Genomic DNA, 11,240 nt, shown 5'->3' with positions numbered 1-11,240 from the left:
TAATTTGCCTGCTTATTACTGCTACAAAGCAGCAGGATTCTCTGACGTGGTTAATTATAAACCTGTGAGTTACCGTTTCTTCAATGAAGACTGGAAATGCCTTGAACTTGAATATACCTGCAGCAATACTGAGGGTGATGAGAAAAGAGAAGCCATAGGATTTATTTTGAATAACCTTGTATGTTTCTGAGGGATTATCCGTTTTTTCTCATACCCAGAATGTACGAAAGTCTTTTTATCCCGAAAGTTAAATGACAGATTCCTGATTTGGCGTCAATTTATACGGCAGGTAAATACTGAATGTTGAACCCATACCGGGTGCACTATCAACTGAAATTGTTCCCTGGGAAAGGTCTATGATTTTTGCTGAAATAGCCAGGCCAAGGCCATTACCCTCAGATTTATGAGTGGTATCAGCCTGATAAAACTTATCGAATATATGATGCACCTGTAATTCTGTCATGCCTATACCCCGGTCATTGAATATAATCCATACTCGGAGCTATCTGCACATCCGCAGTATTCTCCATTGTAATTGCTCATGCAGTATCTGCATGTATCACATTTTCTTTCGATTTCTTTTGCCATGATCCCGCCCTCGCTTATTTTATGCCGGGGGGGTATATTAGCAAATATTAATGCTTAAAAACAAGGAAAATATTATTGGCGACGTATAAAAATGCTTAAATTTTATGATTTGAATCGTAAATAACCGATTTTTATGATCCGTGTGGAGACTATATTTCAAAGGTTTTAAAGAATTCCGGAATATTAGTATGTTATACTTAATAGTGTAATTATATATGTAAATTAATACCGAACTAATTTATCGTCGATAAATTCTAAGAACAGTAAAAAATGACTTTTACAGGCATTAAATAAGTATTTGATTTGTTTGTGTAACAGCAACAGAATAGGAAGCATATGGACAGAACCGGAGGCGGCGGAAGCCGACAAAGAAATACAACAAGCGGATCAAGCCGCGTGTCTACAAGAGGAAGCGGTCTGGGACTCGGAGGATTTGTAGGTAATTCGGGCGGTTACAATGGAAGACCGGGATTCAATTACGGAGGAGGGAACAACGGCTGTGGCTGCAGTGGCTGTGGCTGTGTGCCTGTTATGATCTTTGCGGTCATAATGATCATTTCCATAATCTATAATGGAGGATCCCAGCTGATGGAACTTGGCTCCACGCTCTTTCATACAGCAGCGACAAAGGTTGAGGATGGGAGTGTTCAGCAGGGAATAGATACCGGTATCGGTGCCATAAATGAGGCAGTACAGGGCATAGGCAGTGGTTCAGGCAGTAACGGTAACACTGGCGGTAAAGCCGGGCTGATTTCCGGAAGCAGTGAAGTCAATGCTGAAAAGTCCGCAAGTTCAGAGCTGACTGAATCCTATAAGAGCGGAGGCTTACTGCCGCTTTCAGGTGGAAACGGTTTTCTTCCGGGTCTTGCTGCGGGAGCCGCAGCGTCCTCTGCTGCAGGCGGAAGTTCCAAGGGTGGAACCTCACAGAGCTTTACCGATACTGAAGGCAAGGCAATTGATGAATCCCATCTTGTCTGGTCCCGTAATAAAAAAGGACAGCAGGTCCTGATACTGTCAGATGAAGAATGGGATGCAGTTGAATATGTCAGGCTCAATGTCTTTGTAGACACCGGAAGCGCTTATATAGACCTTGGTCTGGATAATCTCTATGATTTTGACGATGACCTGAACCTGATTGGTGAGTACGACGATACCTGGCTGTCTCTGGATAAACATGTGGTAGCATATTATCAGCTGGACGGCTGGCACGAGGGCAACAGATATCAATCCCGCGGATATATCCCAGCCTTTGTTAATTCCAAGCATGCAAATATCATACTGCAGTTCGACAACTCAAATCCGGACGGAAAGGTTCTCGGGGTTAAACCGCTTCCCGACAGTCCGGGCGGTGATCTTTCCACTGAGGAAATGTGCAGCGGACTGGAACCTTTAAATGACGGAGATCTGATAGAACCTATCTGTGACGTTTATTCCTATGAAGGAGACTTTATCGATAACTATTTTCTGGGAGAAGGTTTCAAAGTGGGGACTAAGCCGCTTATAGCCAACATTCGCCTGGAAGACGGAACTGTTACCAGTGTGGCATACAGACTGACAGACTATGAAGGATATCACTACTGGACCCCTCTGATCGAAAAAGACTAAACATAACACATCATCAAGAGAATAGCGTTTATAGGCGCTGGAATCATCGCCATGGAATTTGCTTCAATGGCAATAGAGCTTGGTTCAGAGGTTACAGTTATCCATCACAATGACCGTGCCTTACGGAAAGACAATGCTGTTCCAGGCAAAGAATGAAGTTTATGCGGATTTCAGCTTCGTGTTCGATAAGGAGCAGTAACTCTATGCGCATGCGATAATAGCTTAGATGCAGCAGAAATAAACATTGAGTCAGGACATAAACAGGAAACCACTGTAAATGGGGAATTCAGTGAACATACTGCCATGGGAGAACTGATTGAATTAAGATACTATCCAGGTTACGGTGATATGAATGGCGGGTACCACGGTGAATATGAAGAACAGTAATTATAAAAAGGCTAAAATACTGACATTGATTCCGGTCATTGTTCTTGTTGTTACCGTAATATGCTTTGTTCTTGCAGCAATACTTCAAGCTCCCACAAACAGAGGTCTGATTTATACTGTTTTTGCATTTGCAGGTCTCATGAGTTTATTTTTAGCACACTTACCCTGTCTTCTTTTATCTGTTTTCGGAACGGTGTTCGCTTCAAAGGCAATAAAAGAAGGTGTACCGGAGGCCAGAAAATTTTTAATACTGGGTATTCTGGAGATACTTGTTTATGTTCCGGGAGTGTTACTTGCGGTCCTGATGTTCATTGCAGGACAGGGAGTATGATTTCAAAAAAGAAGCACGAATTACAATCCCATTTGATAAAGGCGTTTGTAATTCGTGCTTTATTTTAATCGTTAAGAATAGAAAAAGAGTTAATATTCACTATCAGTCTTTTATGGCGAACATAGTAACATCTGCATTTTCGGTGCTGCTGCCTGTGAAAGGAATCTTACCTTTTGGATCTTTGTAAAGACTATATCCTTTACGAATATTCGGAATCATCCGGTAAGCATAATCTACCGTAATTCTGAAAGACTCTTCATCATCCGTATCAGGGTCATAAATAACTGTCAATGTTCTCGGCTCTTTAATTTCATCATTTTTGTAGTCATAAACAAGAGAGCACATTTTGTAGTAGCCTTCAGGTGTATCAACATCATAGGTATCCTTCTGTGTCAGAAATTCATAGGTTTTACCATCCACCACGATTTCACATACTAGTTCTGACATCTCAAGGGTCTCTTTATCTAAAGTATATGTATATCTGACTTTTCCTCCCTTCCATTCATCCGGGAGATTTTTGATTTCAGGGCAGAGCTCTGTGGGAATATGTGTTATTACAGTCAGTGTTCCGTCATTGGCATCCTGAACAGAATCAATGGTTTCATGGATATCTTCGTTATAGGTAAAAGGGGTAAAACAGTCAGGATGTCCGAATTTGGATTTAAGAGTATCCTCCTTCTCATCATCTGACATGGCGTACCAGCCGGCAAACAGTTTCTGATCTTTCTTTAAGTCTGCATTATGATAATAATCTGTTTCACCGTTAAATAACGAAGTTTCATATTTGTGTGATTCCATATCATCATCAAGGTAATCTGTTTCAAAATAGGCTATACCGTTTTCGTGAAAAGATGTAAAACCAAATAATTCATAAGCCTGTACCGCTATACCTGAATCAGCTTCAGATACTTTCACTTCGCTTAACCAGTTACTGTGATTTGAAAAGATTTTATCATGGCTATTGGCTTCCTTAATATCTTCAATTGTAATATCCGGAATATCTGCAGTAACAGCTTCAGTTGTTTCCACGGTTTCAGTTTCCAGTTCTGTTACTTCACTGTTCTCCGGTAAATTTACACTTACTTCCGGTATGCCTGTTGTTCCACATCCACTGATTATAGCAGCTGATGTAAGCATTGAGACAAAAAGTGAACAAAAAATCCGCTTCCTCATAAATCAACTCCATTTCCGGGATACATTCCCTTTTAAATTAAGTTTTAATCTGTAGAGAGATTATCTTTTGAAATAGAAAAACTACAGATTGTTTTAAATAAGTGCCCAATTATTTTTCGTCAAAACAATAAACCGGAATAAGATGTTTATAAAAATATTAATTAATCAGTGCAAATCTTTTTAATAGAGAAAAATAAAAATATATTTATTGACAAGTCAAATGTAGTTCGGGTAGTGTAACAAAGTATACAAGGATGTATCGGATCTTGAAAAGATACCTACACCGCGGTACATCTTTTTCTATAACGGTACAAAGGATGAAGCTGAAGCTGTGGATGAAGCTGTAGTCTCTTGTATAAATAATGGAATACCTTAAATAATTGATCATAAGGAAAATAAAGTATATGGGGATGTTGCATTTAAAAAATAATTATATACGAGAAACAGGAGTGCATAAGCTTTTTTGCATATTTATATGTATGCTTATGTGCCTCACCGTAAATTTCAGGGGATGGGCGGAACCTGTGTCAGGACCCAATGTTTCTGACACCACATCATCATCCGGATCGGGGGAATTACGGGGAGTATGGTTCTCGTATCTTGACTGGATGGAGATGCCGTCAGATCCTAAGGCTTTTCAGGAGAAAACAGACCTGATAATGGAAGATATCCGCTCAAAAGGATTAAATGCCATTTTTTGCCATGTTCACAGTCATTCCGACAGTTATGGGAAAAAGCTTAAAACATTTCCGGAGTCGAATCTGGTGCCTACTAAAAAAACAGCGCCTGAATTTGATCCTCTTTCATACATGATTGACAGTGCCCATAAGCATGGTCTCTCTTTTCATGCATGGCTTAATCCATACCGAGTAACCGGCTATGCAAAAAAGTGGGAAGACGTGCCGGCGGATTCTTTTCTGAATACATGGGTCAATAACGGAAATGTCCTTCTTCATGACGGAGAGTATTATCTCAATCCCGCCCGTAAGGAGGTACAGGATTTGCTGGTAAGTGCCGTTAAGGAAGTGGTTACGAGTTATCCTGTGGATGGAGTTCAGTTTGATGATTATTTTTATCCGGAATTATCGGATAGACAGTCCTTTGATTATTCGGATTATGAGTCATCAGGATCTTCCAAAAGCCTTACAGAATGGAGAAGGGACAATGTCTCTGCTCTGATTCGCAGTGTGCATGAGGCGGTACATGAAGGAAATCCCAAGGCAGTCTTTGGAGTAAGTCCGGTTCCGCTTTTGTCCAGTCTTCGAAGTGACAAGGCATATTTTGTAGACATTGATCTATGGATGAGTTCAAATCAGTATGTGGATTACATCATGCCCCAGATTTATCATGGTTTTGAAGCGAAAACAGGAAAGGGCGTGTCTGCGCCCCATGCTTATGCAACATGTCTTTCAGACTGGATCAAATTGAAGGATAAGCTGCAAAGCCCGGTGAAATTATGTGTAGGGCTTGCGCTTTATAAATGTAATACTGATACCTGGGATGGAAATGAGACGCCCGAATGGCTCAGATACAGTGATATCATTTCAAGGGAGATTCAATATGCCCGCAATACCGGGGCTGTAAGCGGATTTGGAGTTTTTGCTTATCAGAATTTTGATGACGAGGAAAAACAGGAAGAACTGAACAACATGAAAAAGGTTTTCTCATAGAACCGGAATTTGTATTGATTTTATTTAAAACCGGTTCGTTAAGTTCTATTAATAAATCAACGTGTATGCTGTCATGAATCTGAAGATTTGAAATGAATGAAGCACGTCTTAATAAAAATCGGGTAGGGATGTATCCCTGCCCGATCATTTTTTCTAAAAGAGTTTTTTGGATGAAGTACCAGCTTAGGGGATACAGATCCGAGAAACCTACCATGGTGATTTTCTGCCCGCTTATCAATAGTTCTCGGCATGAACCTCAAAGAAGCTCTGCGGATGGTCGCATACCGGGCAGATGTCCGGAGCCTTTGTTCCCACTACTATATGTCCGCAATTACGGCACTCCCATATCTTGACTTCGCTCTTTTCAAATACCTGCTTTGCCTTAACGTTGTTCAGAAGAGCACGGTATCTTTCTTCGTGATGTCTTTCGATTTCGGCAACACCACGGAACTTTTCTGCAAGCTCATGGAAACCTTCCTCATCGGCAGTTTTTGCAAAACCATCATACATATCTGTCCACTCATAGTTCTCGCCGTTTGCCGCTGTCTCGAGATTTTCGGCTGTATCACCGATTCCGTAAAGCTCCTTATACCAGAGCTTTGCATGTTCCTTCTCGTTTTCCGCTGTCTTAAGGAAAAGTGCGGCTATCTGCTCAAAGCCTTCCTTCTTAGCTTTTGAAGCGAAGTAGGTGTACTTGTTTCTGGCTTCGGATTCACCTGCAAAAGCTATTTCAAGATTCTTTGCAGTCTGTGTTCCTTCATAAGGATTCTTTTTCTCTGATGAAGCTGCCTGATCAAAGGAAACACCGAGCTTTATAAGTTCAGCCTTTATATTTTTAATGTCTTCATCAGTACCATCCATGTCCAGCTTGGCAATCAGAGGAACACCATAGGTTTCGGAAATCTTTACAGCTGCAAAATTGAATGTATCTGCATGTCTTTCCATGCTGCCGCTTCCGACAACAGCTTTAACTCCGGAATTTTCCTTAAGGAAAGACTCAACGATTTTTGGAACAATGCCCTTTCCGTCTGAATAAGTGAAGATCACATAGTCGCCATCGATCTTCTCGGTTCCATCAACAATTTTCAAAGCATTATTTATTCCAAGTCTCTTGATGATTCCTTCTACGTGTCCCATTCTTGATGCATAAACAATATTCATATTTAGACCTTCTTTCTTTAAACAATTATCCTGTTTTGTATATGGATAATAAAAAAATGATATTTTGAATTACTGCAAAGCAGGTATTTTCACTCAGGGAATCCTGTTCCCGGGTGGCTCTGCTTTGCTTGTGATTGAATAATATCATTTTAAAGTTGCTTATGATTGCAAAATCTACTTAAAAAATTGAACAATATCGTATGAGCTAAAATATTGTACTAAAACAGAAAATATGTTATACAGATAAAACCGGAACAAAAAATAAGTGTATAAGTGAATTATACACTGGGCGATATATTTATGAAAAGAGGAATAAATGGATTTAGCGTTCAAAGGTTCACTAAAAGAAACAGAAAGAAAATGTACTACGTTTGAATTCGGATCTCTTCCGGTCAAACTGGAACAGAAGGTGGTTATGGCAGATGTCAGTCATGAAGAACTGCTTCACTGGCATGATGAAATTGAAATCATCAGAATAAGGAAAGGGAATATACATTGTCATGTAAATGATTCTGATGTTCTTTTGAATCCCGGGGAGCTTTGCTTCATAAATTATGATACCCTTCACAGAGTCTATAATACAGAAGCCGTAACCGGAGATCTGGACGTTCTTACGGTAAAAACCGATTTGCTGTCCCAGAACAAGGAGATATATGAGAAGTATATACTTCCCATCATACGTAATCCGGACTTTGCCCATGTTCAGATGGATGGAAGGAACAGTTACGCGAAACTGATATCTGATATTTTTGATGAGTTGTATGAGCTTGTAACCGGGAAGCCGGCAGGATATGAACTGGATGTCATCGGATATATATACATGATTTTTCGAAGATTGTATCAGGTATATATATCCGAAAAAGACATTCCGGTATCATACAACAGTGATATAGCCCTTCAGAGAAGGATGACGGCATATATCTATGAGCATTACAGTGAGAAAATCACTCTGGACGATATAGCGGGAGCTGCCGGTGTGAGCCGCTCGAAGTGCGGAAATCTGTTCAACAGGTTCACGCAAAAAACTCCCATTAATTTTCTGAACAGTTATCGGCTTGAAATGGGAAGTAAGCTGCTTATGTCAAGTGATGAACCCATATCATACATTGCCAATGCCTGCGGAATAGGAGAACAGAGTTACTTTAACCGCATGTTCATGAAAGAATTCGGATGCACACCCCTGGAGTGGAGAAAGAAAAAATGATGCCTTCCCCTGATCTTATGATGAATGAAACCTGCAGGTGTGTCTTATGATTTACGTTTCGGCTTCTTTTTATTAAACGAGTACCCTGCGGAAAAGGTGATTATGTATTTTGGGTTACAGTTTCATGTCCCCTGTCTTTACCCATCCGAGTTTCATGAAGAGGGAATTGAATACAGGACAAAGAACCGCAGGAAGAATGAAGCAGATCAGAAACATTCCCGTCCAGTCGGATGCGGTTATGCAGGCCTTTGTTCCTTCGGAGATGTTGTTTAACCAGCCTGTATATATTCCGATCTGTCCCACAAAGCCGCAGGTGCCCATGCCGGAAGATATGGGACTTCCGTTCATCTGCATTTTAAATACACAGGTGGCAAGAGGACCTGTTATGGCAGAGCAGAGAATAGGAGATATCCATATTTTAGGATTCTTTATTATATTTCCCATCTGGAGCATGGAGGTTCCGATTCCCTGAGAAACGAGACCTCCCACTCCGTTTTCTTTAAAGCTCATAAATGCAAATCCTACCATCTGGGCGCAGCATCCTGCAACGGCAGCGCCGCCTGCGAGACCTGTGAGACCCAGGGCAGCGCAGATGGCAGCAGAAGAAATAGGCAGAGTAAGGGCAATCCCGACTATCACAGATACAAGCATGCCCATGATGAAGGGTTGTTGTCCTGTAGCCCACATGATCAGATTTCCTGTTTTGAGGGCAGCAGCTCCAATGGCCGGAGCCCACGCTGATGAAAGAAAGATACCTACGCCTATGGTTGCAAGGGGTGTTACTAGAATATCTATCTTGGTTTCTTTTGAAACAGCCTTTCCTATTTCTGCCGCAATGATAGCGATGAAAAGAACTGCAAGCGGTCCACCGGCTCCGCCTAAAGCATTGGAGGCAAACCCGACAGTTACCAAAGAGAAGAGAACCAATGGAGGACAGTGGAGCGCGTAACCGATGGCAACAGCCATGGCAGAGCCGCTCATGGCAGAAGCAAGACCTCCGACTGTGTAATCTGTCCCGCCTATGTTGGCGATGATCCTGGTAAGGAATGAAATGTGGAACTGAGTTCCAAGTGTATTTAAAATGGTGCCTATAAGGAGGGATGCGAACAATCCCTGAGCCATGGCGCCCAATGCGTCAATGAGATATCGCTGTATCGAGATCTCGATGTCTTTCCGTTTCAAAAATGATTTGAAATTTTCCATAATACTCCCTTCATTTACACAATAAATAACACTAATTGTTAAAAAATATGCAATCGAAAAACATTTTACACTAAAGTGCTTATATCGGATATATAAAAATCTTTTATATGAATAAGTGTGAACGGAAAGAGAGAAGCGGTTCGTTATCCCCTGTTGATATTCACATCCTTTATATGTGTTCTTTCATCCGGTGGAATGACTTAACCGGTAATCAGATTTAGTGTAAAATTGATGGTGATTAGAGTGAGTATCCATCGGTTCAAAAAAGTCTGTCTCCTGCTTTTGCGGAAGCACATACGGCAGAAGACTTATGAAACTTTTATAGTACATATCAGAAGTGTTGAGGGGATTTTATGTATAGAGTATTAATCATTATTCTGGTAATGTTTCTCTCCGGCTGCGGGACCGGAAAAGAGAAGGCAAAGGAAACGGGGACTGAAAGAATTGCTGATACGTCTTCGACTGCGGAAACAGACCGGAACCTGAGTGGCACGGACCTTAATCAGAGCGGTGAAGAAAGCCGTGAAACGGAAGTTGTACCTGAATCTCCGGAAGATAAAATGACTGTGGAACTTCGTGAATCACAGGACGCAGGGTCTGAGTCTGTTGTGATGGAAAGTACCGATAACGAATTCAACAGATTCGCCGCAGCAGCATACAGAGAGATATTGCAAACGAATTTTTCAGAGGGCGGGTACTACTGTGTCGTCGATGTGGACGGTGATAATGTCTATGAAATGGCAGCTGCATCAAATCTGCCGGATGAAAACGGAAAATACTTATCTATGGTGGCTTATGTGGATAAGGGCAATAAGGAAGTGGAATATACTGTGCTTGATACTGAGCAGGCTGTTGGATTTGATATCGGATACGGTGATGAAAAGGGTAAGCTTCTTGTTCGTACAGGAAAGGATTCGGTGCATCATTATGCATTTTCTGTAAAGAACGATTCATTGGAAAAAACTGATTTTCTGGTGCTGGACAGTATAATGGACAGCGTGGATAAGACAAAGGATCCGGAAAATTACCGTAAATACTTAAATCAGGACAGGGGAGAATTCAATGAGCTTCTCATGTGGACTGTGACAGAAGAGCACCTTGGCAGAGATCTGTCGGAATGCGTGGCTGCGTCGCCCACATACATTGATGCCATAGATGCTTATTTTAGAGAACAGCCTAAGGGCAGTTTATACGGATTTTACAATACAGAAATTGAAGAAGTTTTCTCTATGGATTTTTCGGAAATTGAGAAGCGTTTCGGACTTCCGGCAGCAAGGATGCTTTTTTGCAGTTTGAAAAAGGATCCGTCATCAGGAAACAAGTATCTTCAATATGATGAAAGTTTCCTCTGGTGCAGTGAAGGAACAGGATTTTTTGTGTCTGAAAACGATATCATTGAGGGAACCCTTGAAACCTTCTTTGATGTAAGGCAGGAGACATTAACCTTCAAAGAACTTCAGGATACCTTGGGAGTGCAGTTTTATCATGAAGTTTTAACCCCGGATTATGACATAGTGTTTGTATATTATGGTCATACTTTTTATGTTGAAGCTCAGAATATGGCAGAAGGGCTGATCAGAAGAGAAGCCCATGTGAAAGCATTGAAAAATGCTGTTGACACAGGTAATTTTCCACTCCTGTTTGATGCTGACGGGAATATAACCGTGAACCATGGTTAAAAAATGTCAATTCGGACATAACAGACAGATTGTGTGTGATTTACCGGAGAGCACAGCTATGCTTGACATGTGTGCCGTTTACTATAGAACACATCTGTGATATAAGCATATAATATGCATAAATATTAGAAGCGATACTGGACTTATGTATATATTATAGAGGAATAGTTAGTATAAACCGTTCGAATGCATTGGCATAATTTGACATAATACCGAAGCATTTGGATATACTCTTTGTG

At 41.0% G+C, this 11,240-nt stretch carries 11 protein-coding genes and 2 pseudogenes; 7 read left to right on the top strand and 6 right to left on the bottom strand.

All coding sequences use genetic code 11. The features are described 5' to 3' along the window. Positions 1–190: pseudogene (locus T515_RS17560) on the top strand (hypothetical protein); the annotation flags it as partial. A gap of 57 nt (positions 191–247) precedes the next feature. Here T515_RS17560 and T515_RS05595 read toward each other — a convergent pair. Both T515_RS05595 and T515_RS18180 read right to left on the bottom strand, forming a co-directional pair. Further along, positions 248–463, bottom strand: coding sequence for a sensor histidine kinase (locus T515_RS05595; RefSeq protein ID WP_036608567.1), 216 nt, complete (start codon positions 461–463; stop codon positions 248–250). Between the two features lie 2 nt (positions 464–465). Continuing rightward, complete coding sequence (locus tag T515_RS18180; protein ID WP_278245402.1) at positions 466–588, bottom strand: hypothetical protein; 123 nt, start codon at positions 586–588, stop codon at positions 466–468. Positions 589–924: 336 nt separating this feature from the next. Between T515_RS18180 and T515_RS05590 the strand changes: the two genes are divergently transcribed. The 3 genes from T515_RS05590 (at position 925) to T515_RS05585 (ending at position 2,911) form a co-directional block, all read left to right on the top strand. Then, entirely contained in the window at positions 925–2,193 is a 1,269-nt protein-coding gene (locus T515_RS05590) for a hypothetical protein (RefSeq protein ID WP_036608565.1), read from the top strand. 9 nt (positions 2,194–2,202) lie between these two features. Beyond that, positions 2,203–2,349 (top strand): NAD-binding protein, encoded by a 147-nt coding sequence (locus T515_RS17045; protein ID WP_155988284.1) that lies wholly within the window; start codon positions 2,203–2,205, stop codon positions 2,347–2,349. A 196-nt stretch (positions 2,350–2,545) separates the two neighbouring features. Continuing rightward, entirely contained in the window at positions 2,546–2,911 is a 366-nt protein-coding gene (locus tag T515_RS05585; RefSeq protein WP_036608563.1) for a hypothetical protein, read from the top strand. A 102-nt stretch (positions 2,912–3,013) separates the two neighbouring features. Here the strand turns inward: T515_RS05585 and T515_RS05580 are convergent, their stop codons facing one another. Then, positions 3,014–4,084 (bottom strand): hypothetical protein, encoded by a 1,071-nt coding sequence (locus T515_RS05580; RefSeq protein WP_155988282.1) that lies wholly within the window; start codon positions 4,082–4,084, stop codon positions 3,014–3,016. A 524-nt stretch (positions 4,085–4,608) separates the two neighbouring features. Between T515_RS05580 and T515_RS05575 the strand changes: the two genes are divergently transcribed. Next, positions 4,609–5,754 (top strand): glycoside hydrolase family 10 protein, encoded by a 1,146-nt coding sequence (locus tag T515_RS05575; RefSeq protein ID WP_242839331.1) that lies wholly within the window; start codon positions 4,609–4,611, stop codon positions 5,752–5,754. Between the two features lie 234 nt (positions 5,755–5,988). Here the strand turns inward: T515_RS05575 and rbr are convergent, their stop codons facing one another. Further along, entirely contained in the window at positions 5,989–6,570 is a 582-nt protein-coding gene (gene rbr, locus T515_RS18425) for a rubrerythrin (protein WP_036608664.1), read from the bottom strand. 21 nt (positions 6,571–6,591) lie between these two features. After that, positions 6,592–6,915, bottom strand: a pseudogene (locus T515_RS18420) (class Ib ribonucleoside-diphosphate reductase assembly flavoprotein NrdI); the annotation flags it as partial. Positions 6,916–7,231: 316 nt separating this feature from the next. Between T515_RS18420 and T515_RS05565 the strand changes: the two are divergent. Next, positions 7,232–8,119, top strand: a complete 888-nt coding sequence (locus T515_RS05565; protein ID WP_051671469.1) for an AraC family transcriptional regulator — start codon at positions 7,232–7,234, stop codon at positions 8,117–8,119. Between the two features lie 114 nt (positions 8,120–8,233). Here T515_RS05565 and T515_RS05560 read toward each other — a convergent pair whose 3' ends face one another. Beyond that, positions 8,234–9,322 carry a PTS transporter subunit IIC gene (locus T515_RS05560; protein ID WP_036608558.1) on the bottom strand — a complete coding sequence of 363 codons (1,089 nt, stop codon included), beginning with the start codon at positions 9,320–9,322 and terminating at the stop codon, positions 8,234–8,236. A gap of 353 nt (positions 9,323–9,675) precedes the next feature. On the opposite strand from T515_RS05560, the gene T515_RS05555 reads away from it, so the two are divergent. Then, entirely contained in the window at positions 9,676–11,001 is a 1,326-nt protein-coding gene (locus T515_RS05555) for a hypothetical protein (RefSeq protein ID WP_036608557.1), read from the top strand. Positions 11,002–11,240: the final 239 nt, after the last annotated feature.

This window comes from Oribacterium sp. P6A1 (assembly GCF_000702885.1).
GTDB lineage: Bacteria > Bacillota > Clostridia > Lachnospirales > Lachnospiraceae > Oribacterium.
Note: the sequence above shows the minus strand (reverse complement) of the source record. Positions and strands in the feature narration are given on the sequence as shown.